20 protein-coding genes are annotated in these 24,229 nt (G+C 49.1%); all 20 read left to right on the top strand.

All coding sequences use genetic code 11. The features are described 5' to 3' along the window. The first annotated feature begins 177 nt into the window (after positions 1–177). On the top strand, positions 178–1,920 hold the full coding sequence (locus tag MUG84_RS14980) for a peptide-binding protein (RefSeq protein ID WP_244725972.1): 1,743 nt from the start codon (positions 178–180) through the stop codon (positions 1,918–1,920). Positions 1,921–2,040: 120 nt separating this feature from the next. Further along, entirely contained in the window at positions 2,041–3,009 is a 969-nt protein-coding gene (locus tag MUG84_RS14975) for an ABC transporter permease (protein WP_244725970.1), read from the top strand. Then, positions 3,009–3,995 carry an ABC transporter permease gene (locus tag MUG84_RS14970; protein WP_425313228.1) on the top strand — a complete coding sequence of 329 codons (987 nt, stop codon included), beginning with the start codon at positions 3,009–3,011 and terminating at the stop codon, positions 3,993–3,995. The genes MUG84_RS14975 and MUG84_RS14970 overlap by 1 nt, the downstream gene beginning before the upstream one ends. Next, positions 3,962–4,981 (top strand): ABC transporter ATP-binding protein, encoded by a 1,020-nt coding sequence (locus MUG84_RS14965; protein WP_244725967.1) that lies wholly within the window; start codon positions 3,962–3,964, stop codon positions 4,979–4,981. The genes MUG84_RS14970 and MUG84_RS14965 overlap by 34 nt, the downstream gene beginning before the upstream one ends. Then, positions 4,974–5,981, top strand: a complete 1,008-nt coding sequence (locus MUG84_RS14960; protein ID WP_244725965.1) for an ABC transporter ATP-binding protein — start codon at positions 4,974–4,976, stop codon at positions 5,979–5,981. The genes MUG84_RS14965 and MUG84_RS14960 overlap by 8 nt, the downstream gene beginning before the upstream one ends. A gap of 386 nt (positions 5,982–6,367) precedes the next feature. Further along, positions 6,368–7,948 (top strand): MFS transporter, encoded by a 1,581-nt coding sequence (locus tag MUG84_RS14955; protein WP_342346119.1) that lies wholly within the window; start codon positions 6,368–6,370, stop codon positions 7,946–7,948. Between the two features lie 306 nt (positions 7,949–8,254). Next, positions 8,255–9,247: an LCP family protein gene (locus tag MUG84_RS14950; RefSeq protein WP_425313227.1), complete on the top strand. Its 993-nt coding sequence runs from the start codon at positions 8,255–8,257 to the stop codon at positions 9,245–9,247. A gap of 171 nt (positions 9,248–9,418) precedes the next feature. Further along, the gene (locus tag MUG84_RS14945) at positions 9,419–9,844 is read left to right on the top strand and encodes a CBS domain-containing protein (protein WP_244725960.1); all 426 of its coding nucleotides are present in this window, start codon (positions 9,419–9,421) and stop codon (positions 9,842–9,844) included. Between the two features lie 189 nt (positions 9,845–10,033). Next, complete coding sequence (locus tag MUG84_RS14940) at positions 10,034–10,336, top strand: MazG-like family protein (RefSeq protein ID WP_244725958.1); 303 nt, start codon at positions 10,034–10,036, stop codon at positions 10,334–10,336. A gap of 11 nt (positions 10,337–10,347) precedes the next feature. Then, positions 10,348–11,259: a DUF2232 domain-containing protein gene (locus MUG84_RS14935; RefSeq protein ID WP_244726098.1), complete on the top strand. Its 912-nt coding sequence runs from the start codon at positions 10,348–10,350 to the stop codon at positions 11,257–11,259. A gap of 10 nt (positions 11,260–11,269) precedes the next feature. Continuing rightward, positions 11,270–13,273 carry a DHH family phosphoesterase gene (locus MUG84_RS14930; RefSeq protein ID WP_244725956.1) on the top strand — a complete coding sequence of 668 codons (2,004 nt, stop codon included), beginning with the start codon at positions 11,270–11,272 and terminating at the stop codon, positions 13,271–13,273. After that, entirely contained in the window at positions 13,270–13,713 is a 444-nt protein-coding gene (rplI, locus tag MUG84_RS14925; protein ID WP_244725954.1) for a 50S ribosomal protein L9, read from the top strand. The genes MUG84_RS14930 and rplI overlap by 4 nt, the downstream gene beginning before the upstream one ends. A 1-nt stretch (position 13,714) precedes the next feature. Beyond that, a complete protein-coding gene (gene dnaB / locus MUG84_RS14920) occupies positions 13,715–15,076 on the top strand; it encodes a replicative DNA helicase (RefSeq protein ID WP_244725951.1) in 1,362 nt (453 codons plus the stop codon). 244 nt (positions 15,077–15,320) lie between these two features. Further along, positions 15,321–16,604 carry an adenylosuccinate synthase gene (locus MUG84_RS14915; protein ID WP_244725949.1) on the top strand — a complete coding sequence of 428 codons (1,284 nt, stop codon included), beginning with the start codon at positions 15,321–15,323 and terminating at the stop codon, positions 16,602–16,604. A gap of 230 nt (positions 16,605–16,834) precedes the next feature. Further along, entirely contained in the window at positions 16,835–17,575 is a 741-nt protein-coding gene (locus tag MUG84_RS14910; protein ID WP_244725947.1) for a hypothetical protein, read from the top strand. 287 nt (positions 17,576–17,862) lie between these two features. Further along, positions 17,863–19,356: a peptidoglycan DD-metalloendopeptidase family protein gene (locus MUG84_RS14905; protein ID WP_244725945.1), complete on the top strand. Its 1,494-nt coding sequence runs from the start codon at positions 17,863–17,865 to the stop codon at positions 19,354–19,356. Positions 19,357–19,576: 220 nt separating this feature from the next. Next, entirely contained in the window at positions 19,577–20,308 is a 732-nt protein-coding gene (gene yycF, locus MUG84_RS14900; RefSeq protein WP_244725943.1) for a response regulator YycF, read from the top strand. Further along, a complete protein-coding gene (walK, locus tag MUG84_RS14895; protein WP_244725941.1) occupies positions 20,309–22,135 on the top strand; it encodes a cell wall metabolism sensor histidine kinase WalK in 1,827 nt (608 codons plus the stop codon). Next, complete coding sequence (locus tag MUG84_RS14890; protein WP_244725939.1) at positions 22,132–23,409, top strand: YycH family regulatory protein; 1,278 nt, start codon at positions 22,132–22,134, stop codon at positions 23,407–23,409. The genes walK and MUG84_RS14890 overlap by 4 nt, the downstream gene beginning before the upstream one ends. Before the next feature lie 19 nt (positions 23,410–23,428). Continuing rightward, a complete protein-coding gene (yycI, locus tag MUG84_RS14885; protein WP_244725936.1) occupies positions 23,429–24,226 on the top strand; it encodes a two-component system regulatory protein YycI in 798 nt (265 codons plus the stop codon). Positions 24,227–24,229: the final 3 nt, after the last annotated feature.

Below are 24,229 nucleotides of genomic sequence, written 5' to 3'. Positions count from 1 at the left end.
AAGAGGGGTATTGTGTCAAGCAAGATTCGGGGTCTGTAGAACGGATTCAACACAGGTGTAAAGTCCCTAATAGCTGGGCGGACAAGTTCGCTTGGACTATTAGCAAGGTCTTAGGATGCTCCATGCAGCAACTGCAGGTATCCATCATTTTATTCTCAAAGGGGAGGAATATGGTAAATGGCAAGTAAGAAAAAATGGTTGTCGTTATTGGTTTCATTGTCTGTTGTCAGTGCTCTGTTTGTAGGCTGCGGCGATTCCAAAACTGCAGATGCTCCTAAGGACGAGCCTAAGAAAGAAGAACCAGCAAAAAATACGGATGGTGAGAAAAAAGAAGAGCCGGCAGCTGGCACTCCTAAAGACGGCGGTACGCTGACTTTCGGTAGCACGTCCGACATCGTAAGCGTTAACCCGATCTATGTACAAGATACAGCATCCGGTGACGCTGAGCAGTTCCTATACGCTAAATTGTTTGATATCGACCGCTCAGGAAAAGTGGCTGTTGAGCCTTGGTCCCTGGCAGCTGAGCCAATGACTATTTCCGATAACGGTCTGGAATACACGATCAAATTGAAAGACGGCATCAAATGGAGTGACGGCCAGCCGATCACTGCCGACGACGTTGTATTTACTTTCGAAACGATCCGCAACCCTAAAGCAGGTTCTCCTGGCATCACTGGTTTTGACAAAGTGACTAAAATCGAGAAAGTCGATGACAAGACGGTCAAAATCACGTTGAAAGAAATCTATGCTCCATTCCAATACGTACTGGCATCTGAGATTGTTCCTCAGCACATTCTGAAGGATGTAAAGCCTGAAGAAATGCAGAAATTCAGCTACGGTATGGATCCAGCCAAAACCGTTACAAGCGGTCCTTGGAAATGGACAGAGTGGAAACAAAAAGAGTATTTGACATTCGAAGCAAATCCGGATTACTGGGGTCCTAAGCCTCACATCCAAAAGGTCGTATACAAAATCTATGCTGACCAAAACACTGAAGTTCAAGCTCTGATCAAAGGCGACATCGACCTTGTGTCCGGTGTACCTGTAACTCAGCTGGACGTTCTGAAATCCAAAGACAACCTGACTGTGAGCACGGATCCAGGTCCTCAATACGAATACATCGGTCTGAACCATAAGCCTGAAAACTTCAAGGATAATTATGTTCCTTGGAATACGGCTAAAACAAGACAAGCGATGGCTTATGCCCTCAACCGTCAAGGTATGATTGACAACGTTCTCAAGGGTATCGGTACAATCATGGACGCTCCGTTCCTTCCAGGATCTTGGGCGGATCCGAAAGATGCCGCTACTCACTATGGCTACGATCCAGAAAAAGCAAAAGCATTGCTTGCTGAAGATGGATGGAAGGCTGGCAGCGACGGCATCCTCGTGAAAGACGGACACCGTTTCTCCTTCGAACTGCAATACAATGCCGGCAATAGCCGTCGTGAAGCTGTGTCTGCTGTAATCCAGCAAAACCTGAAAGATGTTGGTATCGAAGTTAAACCTAAAGCGCTTGACTTTGCAGCCTGGATTGACCAGAACTTGAACCCAGGTAAATTCGAAGCCGTTCTGATCGGCTGGTCCCTGAACAATCCGGATCCGGACCAAGAGACGACCTTCGGCTCCAAGTTTACGCCGCCAACTGGCCAAAACAACGTTTGGTACAAAAATCCTGAACTTGATAAATTGTGGGAGCAAGGTACATCGACTGTAGATCAGGCCAAACGTGCTGAAATCTACAAAGAAGCTGCAAAGATTCTTTCGACGGACCTGCCTTACATCTTCATGTATCAATATGGTACTCCTGAAGCAATGAACAAGAAGATTAAATTTGCTGATGATGATAAACCAGAACCATCTCTGTCCTACGGCTACTTCTTCCACGCAATCAACTGGTGGATTGACGACGCAAAATAATAAAATGTAATTTTCAAGGGGCATATATGTGCTAGAGGGGAAGGATACTTCCCCTCGCCCTTTTTTGCGTTTCCGGATGATTGCGGTGCCGCGTACGTTTAATTTTTAGGAGGATTAATTATGACAGAATATCTCATCCGCCGGTTGCTTCAATCCATATTGGTATTATTTTTAGTTTCGGTGGCTGCATTTGCCCTGATGCATGCTGCTCCTGGCGGTCCGACTCAAATGATGATTTCTCCGGGCCTCTCGCCTGAGACTGCAGCGATTCAAAAGCACAACCTGGGTCTGGATAAACCAGTACCTACTCAATACGTTATTTGGCTCAAAAACATGTTAACAGGCGATATGGGAACTACGTTCAAGAACAATGTTCCTGTTGGCGATCTGATTTGGCCTGCTGTAAAAAATACGATTATTTTGATGTCTTTCTCTTGGATTATCAGTTTGATTATTGCTATACCTTGGGGGATTTATAACAGTACCCGCGAATATGGCTTGTCTGATCAGACGGCCAACTTTGTCACCTATGTCGGTTTTGCTATGCCGGCCTTCTGGTTCGGTATTATATTGCAAGAATATTTCTCGCTGAAATTGGACTGGTTACCACTCTCGGATATGTATTCCATGGATAAGCAGGGGGATCTAGGGAACTTATTTATGCACTTGATTTTACCAGCCTCCGTGTTGATTCTTGCCAACCTGGCTTCGTATGTTAAGTATTCCCGTTCCAGTATGCTTGAGGTGCTTGAGCAGGATTATATCCGTACTGCACGTGCAAAGGGTGTTCCTGAACGAAAAGTCATTTTCCGTCACGCCCTGCGCAATGCCTTAATTCCGATTATTACAGTAATTGGTTTGGATCTGCCGATTCTCGTCGCTGGTGCAACCCTAACAGAGAAAGTATTTAACTGGCCGGGAATGGGGCGCTTGTTCGTCGATATGGCACTAGCCCGCGAGTATTCGGTCCTGATGGCCATCACGATGATCACTGCTGTCGCAGTCATCGCGGGCAACCTGATTGCTGATATACTTTATAAATTGGTCGATCCGCGTGTTCAACTTGGACGTAAAGGAGGAAATGCATAATGAGTGAACTCAATACTACAACCGCTCCGAACGTTCAGCCTACTGAACCGATGGTGCCTGAAAATGCACCGCTTCCTCCTTCCAAACGTCCTCCGGGTCCCTGGATGATGGTATGGAAAAAGTTTTCGCGTAATCCTTTTGCGATGACAGGCTTAGTCGTATTAACTATTTTTATTTTGGTAGCTATTTTCGCCAAATGGATTGCTCCGTATGATCCGGCCCAAATTGATATGCTGGGCGCTAACTTGAAGCCGGGAACAGGCGACCACTTACTGGGAACGGATGAGCTAGGCCGAGATATATTCTCGCGTCTTGTTTACAGCAGTCAGGTCTCAATGACGATCGGCTTTTCAGTAGCCTTGATCGCTGTGTGTTTTGGCTCGATCATTGGTGCGATTTCAGGTTATTTTGGCGGATGGATTGACACGCTCATCATGCGTATCATCGACGTCATGATTTCCTTGCCTTCCTTGTTCGTCAACATTCTGGTTATGGCGATTTTCGGCACCAAAATGATCTATTTGATTCTCATTCTGGCACTCACCAGCTGGACCGGGGTAGCCCGTCTCGTAAGGGGACAGTTCCTGCAGCTGCGTGAGATGCAATATGTTGAAGCTGCGAAAGCGACAGGTGTTTCGAGCTGGGGCATTATCTTCCGACATCTGCTTCGCAATGCGAGCTTTCCAATTATCGTGAACGCTACACTGATGGTAGGCGGTGCAATTCTTTCGGAATCCGGTTTGTCCTATCTGGGTCTGGGCATTCAAATTCCAAAGACCAGCTGGGGACAAATGCTAAGTAATTCCCAGGAATTCATGCTGACCAACCCAATGCAGGCGATTTATCCGGGTCTGTGTATTCTGATTGTCGTCCTTGCTGTTAACTTCATTGGTGACGGGATCCGTGATGCTCTCGATCCAAGACAGAAAAACTCCCGGAGGAGGTTAGCTAAATGGCGGAAAAACTTCTTGAAGTCCGGAATCTGACCACTGGCTTTTTAACAGATAAAGGTCTTGTCAAAGCAACTGACCGCATTTCACTAAACATTGAAAAAGGGAAAACGCTCTGCCTCGTCGGTGAGTCCGGCAGCGGCAAGAGTGTAACCTCCTTGTCTATTATGCGTTTGATTGATTACGCAAACGGCATGATCCTCGAAGGCAGCATTAATTTTAAGGGTGAAGATCTGGCCGCGAAGAAGCAAGAGGAACTGAAAGACATCCGTGGGAATAAAATCTCGATGATTTTCCAGGATCCGATGTCAGCACTGAACCCGGTGTTTACGGTCGGTGACCAAATTGCCGAGAGCTTGAGTCTCCATCAGAACAAGAACAAGAAAGAAGCCTGGGATGAAGCTGTCGAGCTTTTGAGAATGGTGGGTATTCCTTCACCTGAAATTCGCGCTAAGCAGTATCCGAACCAGCTGTCTGGGGGTATGTGTCAGCGCGTCGTCATCGCAATTGCTCTGGCTGCCAAACCGGAACTTCTGATTGCCGATGAACCGACAACCGCGCTTGACGTGACCGTTCAAGCACAAATTCTGGAGCTGCTTCAGGATTTGAAAGAAAAGCTTGGTACATCCATTCTGCTCATTACTCATGATATGGGTGTGGCAGCAGAAATGGCCGATCATATTGCGGTAATGTATGCAGGTGCGATCGTAGAGCAAGGGACGGTGGAAGAGATTTTCACGAACCCTTCTCATCCATATACCACTGGCCTCCTGCAATCCATCCCTGGCATTGAAGGCGATCGCGGCGGGGAGCTGTATACCATTAAAGGTACAATTCCGGCACTGGGCAATCTGCCGAAAGGATGCCGTTTCAATCCTCGTTGCCCGCATGCGATGGATAAGTGCCGTCAGGTTGAGCCGGGAGATCTGCAAATCGGCAGCGAGCATTTTACGAAGTGCTGGTTGTATGAGGATCAGGCCAAGGCAGCGGCTCACGGGAAAGGGGAAAACACCCATGGCTAAGAATCTGGTTGAAGTCAATAACATTAAAAAGTATTTCCCTATCCATAAAGGCCTCTTGAACCGTGTTGTCGGCAACGTTAAGGCTGTTGATGATGTTTCTCTGACCATCCGTGAAGGTGAAACTTTTGGTTTGGTAGGGGAATCTGGCTGCGGTAAATCTACTCTCGGACGCGTCATTTTACGTTTGCAAAGTGCGACAGAGGGTTCCGTTAAGATCAACGGCCGTGATGTTCACAGCTTAAGCAACCGCGAACTGAATAAAATGCGTGAAGAAATGCAGATCATTTTCCAGGATCCGTTCGGATCACTCAATCCGCGTTTCTTAGTCAAAGACGTTATTGGTGAACCGCTTAAGATTCATACGAAGATGTCCGCCAAAGAAATTGACAACCGCGTTGTGGAATTGATGAATCTTGTGGGTCTCGACCCAACACGCCGCAACCGTTATCCGCATGAATTCTCAGGCGGTCAGCGCCAACGGATCGGGATTGCCCGCGCCATTGCGCTGAAACCCAAATTCATCGTCGCAGACGAAGCCGTATCCGCTCTCGACGTATCCGTACAATCACAGGTTATCAACCTGCTGATGAAGCTGCAGAAAGAGATGGGACTGACATTCCTGTTCATCGCGCATGGTCTGAATGTCGTTCGTCACATTTCCGACCGTGTAGGCGTTATGTATCTGGGTAAAATGGTTGAAGTCGGCGAAACCGAGTCGTTGTATGCAAATCCTTTGCATCCATATACTGCGGCTCTGCTGTCGGCCATTCCGAAGCCGTCCCCAACCAAGAAACGGAACCGAATCGTTCTACAGGGGGATGTTCCTTCACCAGCTAATCCGCCGTCAGGATGCCGTTTCCATACACGTTGTCCTTTTGCTTCAGAGAAATGCAGTAAGGTTGAGCCGAAGCTTCAGGAAGTTATGCCTGGACGCCAGGTTGCCTGTCACTTCCCGATTGGTGTGGAAGGCGGTTCTGATCTGAGCAAGCTGAACAGATAAAATGAGCTAATACTAGGTAGGATTGGGGTCCTCCTGAACGTTAAGTAAAATATGAAATGCTATGTAACAGCCTTGTGCCAGTGTTCTGGTCATAGGGCTGTTTTTTGTATTGAGTCCGTTCACGAAAAATATAATCAGGTATGATTAATAAGTAGTTGACTATAACCTAAAACGGGTATATATTTTTAACTGAAAACTGACTTGCAACATAAATTGAACTAAAGAATAGGTACCTATCTCTTTGATTAAACTTTAGTCAATGTTGTTGTTCTCCCATTAGATATAATGAGCAGAATTGACAATGATATAAGAAAGTGGGCAGCGGTTGTGAAGCGTTGAGAGAATACATAAATGCTTTAATTACATGTGAAATGGAGGTCATTCCTGTGCAAAAAAATATGAAAGTCTCGCTTTTAATTTTTGCTATTGGTGTGTTTATGGCTGCACTGGATAACGGTATTATCACATCATCTCTGACGACACTGATCTATTCCTTTGGTGTCAGTCCGACCTGGGGTGCCTGGACCATTACGTTGTATACGCTTGGTCTAGCTGTCAGTGTACCGATTGCGGGCAAGCTTTCAGACCGTTATGGTCGAAAGAAGTTGTTTATTATTGAAGTTCTTTTATTCGGTACAGGTTCGCTGCTAGTAGCGCTGAGTCCGAATTTTACATTTTTCCTGATTGCAAGACTGATTCAAGCGCTTGGAGGGGGAGGAATCTTCGTTATTGCCAGCTCGTATGTCCTAGCTACATTCCCGAAAGAACGGCACGGGCGCTCACTCGGAATGCTTGGAGGCATGAACGGTATTGCTTCGGTGCTGGGTCCGAATATCGGTTCCTTTATATTGGGGGCTACGGGGAACTGGCACTGGCTGTTTTTGATCAATGTGCCGATTGCTATTTTGCTGCTTATTTTTGGGGTTCGCTTCATTAAAGAAGAGCAGGAGCATTCCCAGGCCAAAATGGATTGGTCCGGTATTTCCGTCCTGATCCTCGGCGTGCTCAGTTTGATGTACAGCTTCACGAATCTGGATGGAGTGAACGTGATTGACAGTCTCCTGTCCTGGAAATTTTACGTGTTTTTCCTGGCCGCCATTGTGCTGTTCGTTATATTTTATTTTATGGAAAAAAGACTGCAGCACTCGGATATCGAGCCTGTCGTACCGGTTCAGCTGTTGCAGCAGTCCACCTTCCGCTGGGCGCTGCTCATTGCGTTCTTCTCGGGAGCGATCCTCGCGTCCGTTATTTTCTTGCCGGGATTCCTGGAGCAGTATATGGACGTTTCGAGTACCGTTGCCGGATACTGGTTCACCCCTGTAGCGCTGGCTGCAGGCATTGGGGCTGCAGGTGGCGGATTCCTGGTTGATAAAAAAGGACCTACGTGGACCATTGCGCTGGCGAGCTGTTTCAGTATTTTCGGCTTCCTTTTGTTTGCGCTATGGGTGCAGAGCATCTGGCAGATGATCGTCGCCGGTGTTTTCGTTGGAGTCGGTTTTGGCTCTATGCTCGGCGCGCCGGTGAACGTACTGGTTACAGAAGAGGCAGGCGAAAAGAACAAAGGGATCGCGGTGGCAACAAGTTCGCTTTCCCGTCAATTGGCGATGTCAATCGCGCCTACAATATTTGCAGGTTTTCTGGCCCGTTCGTTCATGAATATCGGAAGTCATATCCAGCAGGGCTTTGCTGAGAGCGGTATTCAAGTGCCTGCAGATCTCATGCAAAAGTTTGCTTCAAAAGCCGGAGCAGCCGGAGACTATCACAGTATTCACCAGGCCTTCCTAAGCGTTCCGGATGAAGGAGTGCGAAATGTCCTGTTGAATGCCCTACACGTGACGGTGAAGGAAGGTTATAACGGTCTTTTCTGGTCGGCGCTCATTTTCAGTGTGCTATCCTTGGGATCCGCGCTTATTCTAGGAGCGATTCGCCGTAAAAAAGCAGCGAAACTTCAAGCGGGGCGTGCTTAAACAAAACATAATTTGACGGAGAGCTCTGCCATGACGGTAGAGCTTCTTTGTTCCCCCGATTGATGCAGAAAAACTGCATATATTTAGCGGCAAAGGAACCTTTTTTCAGGAATCGACACGGGAATACGGTTTCTTTTTATAAAATTACCGTTTACAATGTTAGTGTCGTTTGACAATGACTAAAGCGGATTCTTTACTCGCAAAATACATCAAAAGCCATGATCCGTTTATAAAAAGAAAGGAGGCTAAAGCAAACCGTTTTTTCTAGGATTTAGGACTTTTATTATGTATAAGAGAAGGAATAAAATGAAAAAGAGAACAAAAATATATATATCCATAGCCGTGATTTTGGTTCTGGTTGCAGGGAGCGCTTATGTTTACCGCAAGCAGCTCGCGGTGATGGCATTTGATTTATTTCTTTCCAAGCGGGTGGAGAGCTCGCTGCAAAAATCCTATCAGCCGCTGGAATCCATGGACAATACGCCTACCAAGCCGGCTGAACCCGTAGTATATCTGAACAAGCCCTTTTCGGTGCTGCTTTTGGGTACGGATCAGCGAAAAGATGAACCAGCCCGTTCAGATACGCTTATTTATGCGGTTGCACGCCCTAAGGATTCCAAAGTATTGCTCATTTCCATTCCGAGGGATACGTATACTGAGATTATAGGAAAAGGAAAGAAGGATAAAATTACGCATGCCTATGCATTTGGCGGGCAGCAGATGTCGAAGGACACGGTCGAAGCTTTCCTCGGTCATAATGTGGACTATTACGCTACGATTAATTTTCAAGGTCTGAAGGATGCAGTCAATGCGCTTGGCGGTGTAAAGCTGCCGATTGAGAAAGATATCGTGAACAAAGGCTTTGACCATGAGAAGTTTACGGTGAAAGCCAATAAACCGATCTACAGCGGTGAGGAAGCCCTGAATTACGTACGCTACAGGGAGGACAGTGATTTCAACCGTACCAAACGGCAGCAGGTATTCCTAAATGCGGTCGCAAACCAGATGCTTGGACTGGACCAAATCTCCAAAATTCCGGAGCTGCTTGATATTATGGGCAATAATTTCCAAACGGATATGCAGCCAAAATTTATTATCGATCTGGCTAAACAGGTCTTAACAGGTTCGGAGGCTCAGATCTCCAGCTATACGATAATGGGTGAAGGTATTCGTATCAACGGCGTCTATTATGATGAGGCTAACCCAGAAGATGTGGAAAAAGCCAAAGAACTCATCGACAACTGGCAAAATCCAGATACGCCTTCGGATCAGCTGATGCAGCCAGATGACAAGGCATAAGAGCTTACGGTAAAATAAAAGAAGAACAAAATGATGTGAGAGATGGGGAAATGTTGATATCGGCAGCCACAGGTGCGGCTGCTGATTTTGTGTCCGCCTGAAACAATGCCAGGATTGAAACGTAAGTAGTTAGGAGAAGCTTGAAGAAGGGTAGAGGAGGATTAATTCCACATGAATATTGCGTTTTTTCTGCTACCTAAACAGGAAGTCGTTACGGTTACGATGGACTCCACGCTGCGGCAGACACTTGAACGCATGGAGTACCACAGATATACGGCTGTACCGATTCTAAGCAAGGATGGCACGTACGCCGGAACGGTAACTGAAGGTGACCTGCTATGGCATATGAAAAACTCGAACGGTAAAGTGAATTTTGAGAATGCGTCCAAATTTTTGCTGAGAGATGTGCCGCTCAAGGTAAATAATAAGCCGGTGTCCATTGACGCCAATATGGAAGATCTGATCAATCTGGCCAAGGTTCAGAACTTTGTACCAGTGGTGGATGATATGAACCGCTTCATCGGGATCGTCCGCAGAAGCCAGATTATTGAATATTGCGAGCGGTTTGTTTCTAAGGAATCCATGAATTCACGGTAACATCCGCTTGAAATCATCTATTTTTAGAGGCATACAATGATAAAAGACCTGCTTTTGATTAGATACGAAACGCAGGTCTTTTTGCCGCAGTTATAGGAAGTCAGGGTGCCAGGGTAGATTTTCGTGAGCGGTAGCTTTTTATGGTATAATGGAGAATAAAGCTTTTTTCAGGGAGTGTGACCTTCAGACATGCCAAAGGATTTGGATGTAGCCAAACGCGCGAAAGTCATTGAATGGCTCAAGACCGAAGTGGTTGAAAACGTATCTAGGCTGTTTAAGGCATTATGGGAAGGCAGCACGACCCGTGTGGGTGACAGTCTCGCTAGCTTGATCATGAGTTCCTACATACTGGCTCGCAGGCTCGGGATGTCGTACCGGGATCTGGATGATCTTTTGATCGAGAAACTGAAGAAACATAAACAGGAAGGCCACCAGCTTGAGGACTGGTATCAGGATATTTCCGCGCTGGAAGAACATATGCGTAAGAGGTGAAGACATTGAAAATGCGCTGGACATCGGTAGTATGGAGCGTTATATATTTGCTTCTGCTACTCTCCTTAATGACTCCTTTTTCAATCGTGACGGTATTTTTTCTTATATTACCCGCCACGATTCTTTTTGCAACCTTAAATCTGAAATCGTTTCTGCTGCATGTCATCCCGGTGTGGTTGATTGCCTTTATCGTGCATCCGGCGAATTTACTGCTGGCGCTGTACTTTATGATCCCTTCGCTTGTGATGGGCCGGGCCTATAAAAAGAAGGCTTCCGCACTTCGCACGCTGATAACCGGAGCAGGCACGATTCTGGCTGAGATGCTGCTTCTGCTGATCATTGGCACGTTGTTTCTGAACTTTGACTTATCCAGTTACGTGCAGGAAATTGTGAAAATGACGATGTCGCCGCTCAAAGATGTTGGGGGCAACAATCCGCTCATCAGTGATATGGCCTGGACACCGGAAGATATGCAGATGGTAAGCAACGCGACGATGAAGATGATCCCTTTTGCGATGATTATCAGCTCCTTTATGATGTCCGTTATTACACATTCGCTGGCCCGTCCAATCATCGAAAGTACCGGCTTCCATGTTCCTAAGCTAAAGCCTGCGCGTGAATGGATGCTTCCTAAATCGTTGATTTGGTATTATTTGATCGCAGTTGTGGTTGAAATCTTCGCCAAGGGCACCGGCAGCTCGTTCCTGACGATGGTTGCCGTGAACCTGGTGCTGCTTTTGCATATTGGTTTTATGATCCAGGCTATAGGATTTTTCTACTACCTGGGATATACGAAAAAATGGAGTCCGGTTATACCGTTGCTGTTCACCATTCCGATCGTGCTGTTTCCGCCCATGCGGATCATCGGCATACTGGATCTTGCATTTCCGCTGCGTCAATATATGACTAAATCAAAACGTTAGGGTGGGAGTCATGCCTAAATTTCTACAACAGCGCTGGCACGGCTATTATACCGTCTGGGCGTTTATGCTGATGCTGCTTCTAGTCATTATTGTGACCCGGTACAACTGGCCGCTCGGAATGATATGTCTCATTCTTGTGGCGGTGCTCTGCTACCTGTTGCTGAAGGCGGAAATACGGTACCGGAGGAACTTGCTGGAGTATATCAACGGCCTGTCCTTCCGTGTCAAAAGAGTCGAAGGTGAAGCGATCGGCACCCTGCCGTTCGGGATTGTGCTCTATAGCGAGGACAGGGCTGTTGAATGGAATAACCGTTATGTATGTAAAATATTCGGGCAAAAGTCGCTTGTGGGCGACTCGCTTCAGGAGCTTTTCCCGCCATTGTCATCCATCCTGAATGAGAAAAGGGATGGGCATAAGGACGGCCACAAGGATGGACATAAGATTGTCCATACCGAGCTTAAAATCGGTGAGTCGTACTTTCATTTGATGCTGAATATGGAGGAACGCCTGATTTATCTGTATGATGTGACCGAAATGGCGGTCCTCCGCGAGAAATATGAGTCAGAGAAGCTGGCAATCGGCATTATCGTGATGGATAATCTCGACGAGGCCGCCCAAGGCATGGATGACCAGCAGCGCACCTCCCTAATCGCCAAAGTAACGACAGAGATTACGGAGTGGGCAAGACATTATGAGGTATACCTGCGACGTCTGTCATCGGACCGGTACCTGATGATGCTAAATTACAAATCACTGCAGGAGCTGGAAAAAAGCAGATTCGTAATTTTGGACGAAGTCCGCGAAATGACGGCAGAACTGAAAGTGCCCATGACGCTGAGCATCGGGCTCGCCTTTGGTCCGGAAAGCATCAGCGAGCTGGGCGAATTGGCGCAGTCTTCACTGGACATGGCTCTTGGTCGCGGTGGAGATCAGGCAGCGGTCAAAGCAGGGCAGCGTCTGTCCTTTTACGGCGGTAAATCCAATGCCGTGGAGAAACGTACGCGTGTACGGGCTAGGGTTATTGCTCATGCCCTGCGTGATTTGATTCAGGAAAGCGATAAGGTGTTCATCATGGGACACCGTATGCCGGATATGGACGTGATTGGCGCCTCGATCGGGGTGCTGAAGGCAGCGCAGATTTATAATGTCGAGGCTTATATCATCCTGCCGGGCACCAATCCGTCCATTGAACGGATGATGGAACAGGTGCAGAAGGACGAGAAGCTTGTCGAGCGGTTCATCTCACCAGAGCAAGCCCTGTCCATGCTGAATCCGCACAGTCTTCTGGTGGTGGTGGACACCCATAAGGCTTCCATGACGATGGAGCCGAAGCTGGTACAAAATGCAAGCCGGATTGTCGTTGTGGACCATCACCGCCGCGGCGAGGAATTTATTAACGATGCCGTGCTGGTGTATATGGAACCGTATGCTTCTTCGGCATGTGAGCTGGTTACGGAGTTGCTGCAATACATTCATGAGAAAATACAGCTTACGCCGATGGAGGCCACGATGCTGCTGGCAGGCATTACGGTGGATACGAAGCATTTCGCACTCCATACCGGTTCGCGCACCTTTGAGGCGGCAGGATTCCTTCGCCGAAGTGGTGCTGATACCATTCAAATCCAGCGGATGCTGAAAGAAGACCTACAGGAATATCTGGCAAAGTCAGATATCATAAAGCATGCTAAAATGGTATATGATCATGTCGCTCTTGCAGTAACCGAGCCGGGAACCGTCGTTCCGCAGCTGCTAATTGCTCAGGCGTCGGATGCGCTGCTTAATATGGTCGACGTGGTGGCGTCATTTGTCATCAGCGAACGGCCGGATGGCCTGATCGGCATCAGTGCACGCTCACTGGGCCGTATGAACGTTCAGGTCGTCATGGAAAGACTCGGCGGCGGCGGGCATTTAACGAATGCTGCCGTACAGCTGAAGGGCAGCGTGGAAGATGCTGAGAAGCAGCTGCTTGAGGTTCTTGCGCAAATTGAGGAGAAAGAGGGGTTGTTCGAATGAAAGTTATTTTCTTGAAGGATGTTAAGGGTCAAGGTAAAAAAGGACAAATTAAAGAGGTATCCGAAGGGTATGCAGGCAATTTTCTGCTGCCGCGTGGGCTAGCTCGCCCGGCAACAGATGGAAATATGAAAACACTAGAAAACCAAAATGCAGCGGAGCAAAGACGCAAGGAACAGGAAAAGGAAGAAGCGCAGCAGCTTGGTAAAAAAATGGAGGGAATGATGGTGCAGCTGAAAGCCAAAGCCGGCGAAGGCGGACGCTTATTCGGTGCCATTACCTCGAAGCAGATCGCCGAAGCACTTGCGGAGCTTGGCGTGAAAATCGACAAACGCAAAATTGAACTGGAAGAACCTATTCGTCACCTGGGTGTCACCCAGATGACGGTAAAGTTGCATCCTGAAGTGAAAGCAACGCTTAAGGTTCAGGTTACGGAGGAATAAGATGGGCGGAGAGCTCTTTTTCGACCGGATTCCCCCGCAGAACTTGGAGGCAGAGCAGGCGGTTCTAGGCGCAATTCTGCTGCAGAGTGAAGCGATGATAACCGCGATGGAGCGGGTGCAGCCGGAGGACTTTTACGACGCGCCGCATCAGTTGATCTATGAAGCGATGATCCAGCTCGGAGAAGAGAATCAGCCTGTCGATCTGATTACCTTAACTTCAAAGCTGCAGGATAAGGGCCAGCTGGAGGATGTTGGCGGCGTCAGCTATCTTGCAAAGCTTGCGCATGCGGTACCGACCGCAGCCAACGTCGAATATTATGCTCAAATCATCGAAGAGAAATCGATGCTGCGGCGGTTGATCCGAACGGCCACCCAGATTGTAAGTGAAGGCTACACCGGCGGTGAAGACGTATCCGGCATGCTCAGCGATGCAGAGCGGAAGATCCTGGAGATATCCAACCGGCGGACCGGCAGTGGCTTTGTAGCGATCCGCGACGTGCTGATGGAAGTGTTCGATCGCGTGGAGGTTTTGCATCAGCAAAGCGGCAGCACAACCGGTATCCCAACAGGCTTTGTGGATTTGGACAAGATGACCAACGGCTTTCAGCGTTCGGACCTGATCATTGTGGCTGCGCGGCCTTCCGTAGGTAAAACGGCGTTTGCGCTCAACATTGCCCAAAATGTCGCCGTGCGGGCCAAAGAGACCGTAGCCATCTTCAGTTTGGAGATGTCCGCGCCTCAGCTCGTTAACCGTATGATCTGCGCCGAAGCTAATTTGGACGCCAATATTATGCGGACGGGTGATTTTAAGACGGATGATGATTGGGCCAAGCTAACGATGGGCATTGCCTCGCTCGCTGAATCCGAGATATACATTGACGATACCCCCGGCATTACGGTAGCGGATATCCGCTCCAAATGCCGCCGACTGAAGAAAGAAAAGGGTCTGGGCATGATTGTCATCGACTACCTGCAGCTCATTCAAGGGCGCGGTAAAGCTGGCGAGAACCGTCAGCAGGAAGTATCTGAGATCTCACGTACACTGAAACAGATTGCTCGTGAGCTGAGCGTGCCGGTTATTGCTTTGTCCCAGCTCAGCCGGGGTGTAGAGCAGCGTCAGGACAAACGTCCGATGATGTCCGACCTTCGTGAATCGGGTTCCATCGAGCAGGATGCCGATATCGTAGCCTTCCTCTACCGTGATGACTACTATAACCAGGAAACCGAAAAGAAAAATATTATCGAGATTATTATTGCCAAGCAGCGTAATGGTCCCGTAGGCACAGTAGAGCTGGTATTCCTTAAGAACTTTAACAAATTCGTCAATTATGAAAGGACTCATGCGGAGCCCTTTGCTGTTTGACTGGTGCAATTATATATTCTGTATGTTTTCGTTAAAGGTAAAACGCAAATATTTGGCTATTTCCGAACAATCGTACACACCAATGTGCGATTGTTCGTTTTTTATTTGACTTTGAAAATGGGGACTGTTACACTGGTAATGCTGCCTTAGGGTAGTGAAATGATGCATAGAGTTTTGGATTTTCGTGCAAAATTCATAAGAATTATTAAAATGAGGTGCGTAAGCACCAAGCGGGGGAATGAAAATGTCAACAGTAGTCGTTGTGGGAACACAATGGGGAGACGAAGGCAAAGGCAAAATCACGGACTTTCTCGCAGAGAGCGCCGATGTGGTAGCCCGTTACCAGGGCGGCAACAATGCCGGACATACCATTCTAATTGACGATAAAAAATATAAGCTTACGCTGATTCCATCTGGCGTGTTCTATTCTGATAAGGTTTGTGTAATTGGAAACGGTACGGTCATCAATCCGGGTGCACTTATTGACGAAATCAATTACATTCACGATAACGGTTTTACCACGGATAATTTGGTCGTCAGCGATCGCGCGCATGTCATCATGCCATACCATCTAGTGCTTGACGCGCTTGAAGAGGACCGCAAAGGTCAGAACAAAATCGGTACGACACGCAAAGGCATCGGCCCTTGCTATATGGATAAAGCAGCTCGTAACGGTATTCGGATCGTCGATCTCATGGATCCAGAGGAATTCGAACAGAAGCTGCGTCCGCTCATGCAAGAAAAGAACAACGTGATCCAGCAGGTCTACGGCGGCGAACCGCTTGACGTCGAAGAAGTGCTGAAGCAGTACCTGGAATACGCGGATGTGCTCCGCAAATACGTAAAAGATACTTCGGTCGTGCTGAACGACGCGATCGACGCGGACCGCAAAGTGCTGTTTGAAGGCGCTCAAGGCGTGATGCTCGATATCGACCAAGGTACCTATCCGTACGTTACTTCCTCGAACCCGTCTGCGGGTGGCGTTTGCAACGGCTCAGGCGTGGGTCCATCGCGTATCAATCAAGTCATCGGGGTTGCGAAATCCTATACCACCCGCGTGGGTGACGGACCGTTCCCGACCGAGCTTAACAATGAAATCGGCGATTACATCCGTGAAAAAGGCCATGAGTACGGTACGGTAACTGGACGTCCTCGTCGTGTCGGCTGGTTTGACAGCGTCGTGGTACGTCATACCCGCCGTGTCAGCGGTTTGACCGGATTGTCACTGAACTCGCTGGACGTGCTGACTGGTCTCGATACCGTCAAAATTTGCACAGGCTACAAATATCGCGACGAAGTGATCCAGCATTATCCGGCAAGCCTGAAAATGCTTGAAGAATGCGAAGCGATCTACGAAGAAATGCCAGGCTGGCACGAGGATATCTCGGAAGCGAAGACGCTTGAGGATCTGCCGGAAACGACACGCAATTATGTAAAACGCGTATCCGAGCTGACAGGCATTCCGATTGCTATCTTCTCCGTCGGCCGCAATCGCAGCCAAACGAATCAGATTTTGCCAATCTACTAAGTTTATAATAAATGTCTGCCCATCTCACCGGGATTTTCCCCGGCGGATGGGCTTTTTTTGTCCACAAGGGATTAAAAGCCCTCCCAATCCGTCAATACTGCTAGTAATAGGAAGTTTCATAAGGGGATCCTAATACTAGCAATCATCCATATAAAATGAGCTAAAGAAAAGGATATAAACACTTTAGTTCATTTTATCCAGCGTGGTTGGCATAAAGGAGGAAAGGCGGCATGAAAATAACAACGTGGCTGATCAAAACGGTATTGACGGTCGTTTTGATCAGCGGTTTAACCATATTAACGACCGGAGCCATAGTCAACAGTTATGTGCAATCGCTGCTAGCGAGTTTTAATATAACGCTTGAAGGGCAGTCTCTTAGCTTGGGCGGCATGATGAAAGGAATGCTGGGGTTTGGTGGCGGGAGTGGTGCGGATAAGACTCCTGAAGCGAAAACATCGCAGGACGTTGCAAAAACGTCTGGAAAGCAGGATACGGCAAGTAAGTCCGAATCAGGCGACACCGGCTCGCTTACCGAGGGTAGCATGGGGACTGCAGACGGCGGATCCTCTGACAGCGTCGATACCAAATCTGAGGACAGCAGCACGAACGGCACCACCGGTAAGGAAGGAAATTCTACAAACGGCGGGGAGACGCTAGACAACTCGATTCCGGTTATGGGTCAGGGTCTGATGGGTGAATCCGCGGCGGGCAGCCAATCGGTTCAGGACCAGCAGGTGATGATAAGCCCAGAGGATGTAGCTAAGAAAAAGCAGGAGCTGACCAGCAGTGAAAAGGAACAGATTTTTAACATCCTCATGACGAAGCTGCCCCAATCCGAAATGCAGAAGATCTCGAGTGCAATGGAGGATGGGCTGACCGAGCAGGAACTGCAAACCATTGAAGACACCATTTCCAAGTATTTAAGTACGGAGGTGTACAATGTCCTGAAGCAGATGCTGGAGCAGGAGTAGAGGTAGTTTGATGCCATGAATTCGCAGATGAATTTCCAGTTCAAATACGGCAAAACTCGAGAAAATGTTATCTTTTTGTCATCAGTATGATTTGCCGCATAAAAGCACTGAGATCCTGGAACCCGCTCTCCGAGCGGGTTTATTTGCTAATTGCACAGAGTTGAATTGTTACCTGACCTTATGTTAAAGTAAACAAGGGTGTAAAAAGGTATCAAAATTTTAACCTTTTTGTCGATAGATTTGTAAAATCTAAAGGCCCCGAAACGGATAGCGCTAGGGGGAGTATTATGAAAGATTTGCACGAAGAACATGACGGCATGAACACTTCCACCCTGGGTGAGCCGAATCGGCAGAGATGGAGTGCTGCCCGAAAGTGGATCCTAGGCGCGGCTGGTGCAGCTGTGGTGATCACGGGTCTCGTGTTTGCCGGCAATCAATATGTCGAAGCGAAGACGGTTCCTTACTATCATGTCTACATACATGGGAAAGAGATCGGAACGATTGACGATCCGGCACGAATCGAACAACTATATAGCCAGAAACGGCAGGAATATCAGAATAAGTATCCGGATGTAGCGATGGAGCTGCATACGGAGGGGATTACAACCAAATTGGATAAGGCCTATAAGGTTGAGCCCGATACCCAGAAAACGATCGACAAGCTTGACGGTATGCTAAAGGGATACGCGGAAGGCGTGGAGCTGAAGGTGGACGGCAAGGTCGTAGGTATTGTTAAGGATCAAGCCACTGTGAATAAGGCATTGGAACTTGCGAAGCAGAAGTATGCACCGCAAACCACCGTGGCATCAAAGGCGAAAGGTCCTACCGTGAAAACACTCGCAGCGAGTGGAGTCGCCAAGCCTCAAAGAACAGCCGCAAGTAAGGGTGTCAAATCAGTGCAGATTGAAGAGAAAGTGACCTCTTCTCCGGTCAAGACCGATCCGAACAAGGTTCTGACTGCTGAAGAGGCAGCCAAGCTCCTGGTCACAGGTAAGGATGCTCCGCTCGAGTATACAGTGGAGGAAGGCGATACGATCAGCTCGATCGCGAGCCAGTTTCATGTGAGCCAAAAGGAGATTTTTGCGAACAATCCGCAGATTAAGGAAAAGTATTTGCAAATTGGCGATCAACTGAAACTGACGGTACCGAAGCCGCCTTTGACGATCAAAACCGTGGAAAAGGTGTCCGAGCAAGTGGCGACAGCGCCGGATATTGAAATCCGCAAGTCGAAGGATCTACCGGCGGGCAAGAGCAAGGTGGTTCGTCCCGGACAAGAAGGCCAGAAGGTCATGAACTATGTCGTTACGAAGGAAAATGGCAAAGTCGTGGATGAGCAGTGGGTAGGCCAGATGGTCGTGAAGCCTTCCGTCACCGAAGTCGTGATGCAGGGCACGAAGGTTCCTGGCAAAGGTACAGGCAGATTCGCGTGGCCGGTCAATGGCGCCAGCATCTCCAGTTCCTATGGTTCACGCTGGGGCAAGATGCATAAAGGCATCGACATCGTCTCGGGGGACCATACAATCAAGGCTGCCGACGACGGCACTGTGACTTTCACCGGACAGATTAATGGATATGGCAATGCCATTATCATCAGCCACGGCAATGGTTATGAAACGCTGTACGGGCATTTGAAGAGCATTACGACTCATACGGGAGCACATGTGGACCAGGGTGATAGTATTGGCGTTATGGGCAGTACCGGGCATTCTACCGGTACCCATCTCCATTTTGAAATCCATAAGAACGGCTCCATTCAAAATCCGATGAAATATCTGAATTAAACTCATTACAACATCAGTCATCATCAATCAGCAATCATCATCAGTCATACACGAATATAAATAGAACAGGCACTGCCTCTATCCTTGGGGGGCGGTGCTTTTGTGTCTAATGATGATTTGAGGGATAAATGCATATTAAAGCGCCCTAAAGCAGGATGTGACACGAGGTCAGGTATGGTAAAATACAAGTACGAGTTCTGATGAACGGGGTGAAAAGCGGATGCAGGGAACCATTCTGGTCGTGGATGACGAACAGCCCATTGCTGACATATTAAAATTCAATTTGGAAAAAGAGGGTTATGAGGTGATATGCACCTTTGACGGCGTCAGCGCGGTGGAAATGGCGTTATCCATTCAGCCGGATCTGATGCTGCTGGATTTGATGCTGCCCGGCAAGGACGGCATGGACGTATGCCGCGAGGTGCGTGCCCAAGGCCTGCATATGCCGATTATTATGCTTACCGCCAAGGATGGCGAGATCGACAAAGTGCTTGGACTTGAGCTTGGGGCTGATGATTACGTCACGAAGCCATTCAGTACGCGTGAGCTTCTCGCCCGTGTAAAAGCGCATATGCGGCGCCAGACGAAGCCGGCGGGCGTGGAGGCTGCAGCCGTGGCTGAGCCTGAGCCGAAGCAGGGCATCCAGCTTTTTGACCTTTTTATAGATACCGATATGTATTTGGTGTATAAGGACGGCGAGGCGCTGGACTTGACGCACCGCGAATATGAGCTGGTATATTACCTGGTGAAGAATGCCGGGAAAGTTATGACGCGGGAGCATCTGCTCCAAGCCGTATGGGGCTTTGAATATTTCGGGGATGTCCGCACGGTGGATGTTACGATCCGGAGGCTGCGCGAGAAGATCGAGGAGAATCCGAGCAAGCCGGAGTATATTTTGACGCGCAGGGGTCTCGGGTATGTCATGCGTAGCCCCAAAAATGGAGGCTTGTAAATGAAATGGACCTCCTTTTTCCGCACTATTCAGGCGAAGCTGATCATCATATATGTACTGCTTATTTTGATCGCCATGCAGCTGATTGGTGTTTATTTTGTGAGCGCCATGAAAAACTCGCTGACCCGCAATTTTTCGCAGGATCTGCAGGAGAGAGCCGAGCTTCTGTCCGTGCTGGCCTCGGATAAACTGGGGAGCACCGCCGAAACAGGAGAGAATAATTCCATTGAAAGCTTGGGAGCGATTGTCACGAATCTGTTCAACATGGACGGAGCGGAGATTCAGATACTGGACGCAACCGGCAAGGTGCTCATTACATCCAACCCGGCGCATATGGACTATGTGGGTCGCAAGAATACGCAGACTGTGGTCAGCCGCGCGCTGCAGGGCAGCAAGGATAACGAGGAATACATCATCGACGAGGACAATGTCCGCAAGAAGGTCGTGGCGAAGCCAGTGTTCAATAAAGGCAAAATCGTCGGCGCGGTATACATTGTCGCCTCGATGAAAGAGCTGTACACGACGATGGGACGGGTCAACAATATTTTCATATCGGGTATTTTGCTGGCACTTGTGCTTACAGCCGTTCTGGGTGTGATTCTGGCGCATACGATTACCCATCCGATCAAGGAAATGACGAAGCATGCCACGGCGGTGGCTGAGGGGGACTTTGACCAGAAGATGCCCGTCTTTGGCAATGACGAAATTGGCCAGCTGAGCGAGGCGTTTAACTATATGACGACCCGTCTGCGGGAAGCGCTGCTTGTGAATGAGGAGGAGAAGGAGAAGCTGGCTTCTATTCTCACCAACATGAGCGACGGCGTGATCGCAACGGATGAAGCGGGACGGATCATTCTGATGAACCGCCGCGCAGGTGCGATTCTGGGCGTGGATGAAGATGAGCTCTCTGGCAGCGACATCGCCGAAGTGCTCGGACTGAGCGGTGAGCAGACGCAGACGTTCACGGAAGGAACGTATGTTTCAATGCTGCTGCAGATGAGTCCGGAAGCGGAGCGTTCATACATGATCCGCGTGACGCTTACTCCGATACACCGCCGGGAGTTCGGCATTACGGGAACGATCGCCGTACTGCAGGATGTTACGGAGCAGGAGAAGCTTGAAGCATCGCGGCGTGAATTCGTGGCGAACGTCTCGCATGAGCTGCGGACGCCGCTGACGACTATCAAGAGCTACAGCGAGGCGCTGGATGATGGCGCGCTGGATGATCCGCCGCTGGCATCGCGTTTTGTAGGCGTCATCCAGAATGAGACAGGCCGGATGATCCGGCTCGTAACGGATCTTTTGCATTTGTCGCGGCTTGATAACAAGGAAGCCTTGATTCGCATGCAGCAGGCCGATGTGCTGGAAATGCTAGAGGATGTCGCGGACCGGTTTTCGTTCCAAATGCAGCAGAAGGACATAAGGTCTGAGGTCAGAGTGGAAGAGGGGCTGCAAAAGGCGCTCTGCGACCGTGACCAAATCGATCAGGTGCTGGACAATTTGGTGTCCAATGCCATGAAATATACGCAGCCGGGCGGAAGCATCGCCATGGAGGCTGCCGGGGCGCCGGGTAACCTGCTGGCGATCTCCGTACAGGATACCGGCATCGGAATTCCGAAAAAGGATCTCGACCGCATCTTCGAGCGGTTCTACCGGGTGGACAAGGCGCGTTCCCGCAGTATGGGCGGTACGGGACTTGGCCTCTCCATTGCCCGCGAGATTGTGCTGGCCCACGGCGGTACGATCTCCATTCAGTCCGAACTTGGGCAGGGCACCAAGGTGACGTTTACCCTGCCGCTGGCAGCGAATGAGGGGGTGGCAACATGAAGGAACGGATGAAATCACTCCTCCTGCTGCTGCTCGTGGTGGGAAGCCTGGTACAGAGCTATTACCTCATCTACCGTCTTCCGGGCAGCGATACGGCCACCAAAGCAATGAACAGCTATATCAAGACGGATAATATGGGGCCTCAAGAAAAGGTGGAGAACCTGCTATTCCCGGATAAGATGGTGATTCATATGGGAGAAGGCAAGCATACCATTTTCTATCCGAATTCGACGTTCTACAAGCTGATTTACACACGTCTCAAAGGGCGCAGCTTCGAAGGCTTCCAGCGGCGGTCCGTAGAGAATATGGACTGGAACAAAATCCGCAATGAAAATCCTGGTATTGAGATGACCTTCGGCTCCGGGGTTCCAGTGTCGATGCTGCAGCGGGTGATGCAGATTCAGCCGGATTCTCTGTTTGAGGCTGAGCGGATTAACCGTATTTGGATATACAACACACCAAACGATTCGAAGGCGCATGCGCTCTTTTTCAGCACGGAGGGCGATGTGGTGTATGAAGCTGGCAAGGTCGATCTGACCGTGCAGGACGTGCAGCAGCATGTCGACTTCGGCAAACAATGGACGCCATATGCTATGCAGGGCGACGGTGCTTATTATTTGCCTGAGAAGCCGGTGGATATGGTAGAGGCCGATCTGGAGATCGGTTCGTATACGGTTGCGCAGATGCAGCAAAGCCTGTTTTTCGATCCGGGAATTACCCGGTACATTCAGGAGAAAGACGGATCGGAGATTTATACGGACACCAAGCGCAGCCTACAGGTGCGGCAGGAGCAGAAATGGATGAGCTACACGGATCCGGCAGCTCCGCCGGCTGGAGAGAGCAGCGACAGCAAAGACATATTGGCGGCTGTTGATTTTGTGAATGAGCATGGCGGCTGGAATGGCGTGTACCGCCTGGACATGTCCGGCGCTGGAACAGAGCAAAGACAGATTATTTTCCAGCAGTACTACGGCTCTTATCCGATTCTGGATACGATGAGCTTCCATTACGGCACGATGAAGCTGGAGTTACAGCAGGGCAATGTCACGACATACGAGCGTTCCCTGATCTATACGAAGACAGGACAGAAGAAGACAATGAAGAAGCTGCCTGGTGGGGAGGAGCTCAAGGCCCAACTGATGGCTTTCGAGAAGGAGTCGCCTGTGGTGGATCTTTACCCGGCTTATCTGCCAGAGCTTGAAACCAAGGGACTCAAACTGACGCCGGTCTGGGCTGTGAAGCTGGCGAACGGGCAGATCCGGACAATTTCTTGAGAATAAAGGAGGCAAAAGGATGGATTGGGGTAGAGCCAAAAATGTGCTGATATACGCTTTTTTGCTGCTGAACCTCGTGCTGGGCTATCAGCTATGGGTCGATGTGCGTGAGCAGGCGGACACTAATCTGGATTTTGCCTCCTTATCCGAGAGTACCCAGAAAGTGATGAAGGAAAAGTCGATCCAGCTGCAGTGCCAAATTCCGAGCATGACGCCGCAGCTTCCCAAGATTACGTATCAGTATGTGAACGGGGAAAGCATTGGTGAGCAGGTACCGCTCAAGGACAAGATTGAAAGCCAGCTGATATTTAAGGATAAAGAATTGGTGAGTGCCTTGCAGGGAGTTATACCGGATATCGAAAACTACTGGTATGATCCGCTGGCGAGTGAATACATGAGCAAAAGCGAAATGGAGCGGGTCAAGCAGGCCGGCGCTGCCGGACGATTCGTGATGCATCCGCTTGTCGACCAGAAATGGCCGCTCTTTAACGATCAGCTGGAATTGTACTACAGTGAGCAGCGGATTATCTCTTACAGGCAGTCGCCGATTGAGATTTCAGCGCTCGCAGATGAGGAGAATCAAAAGATGATGCCGGCCAGCAATGCGCTGAAGACGCTGGTGGAGCGGCACCTGCCGCCAGGATCAATTATTAAGGACATTCAGCTCGGATATTACGGGCAGGTATATAATTCCGAGAGCCAGGTGGCCGCGCCTTCGTGGCGGTTTACGCTGGAAAGTGGAGACATGTATTACGTGCAGGGCGTCAGCGGGGATGTGACCGTGAGCAGTCCGAAGACCGAAAAAGAAAAGGAGTAATGG

The sequence above is a fragment of the Paenibacillus mangrovi genome (genome assembly GCF_022898935.1).
In the GTDB taxonomy this organism is placed as follows: Bacteria; Bacillota; Bacilli; order Paenibacillales; family Paenibacillaceae; genus Paenibacillus_AQ; species Paenibacillus_AQ mangrovi.
Note: the sequence above shows the minus strand (reverse complement) of the source record. Positions and strands in the feature narration are given on the sequence as shown.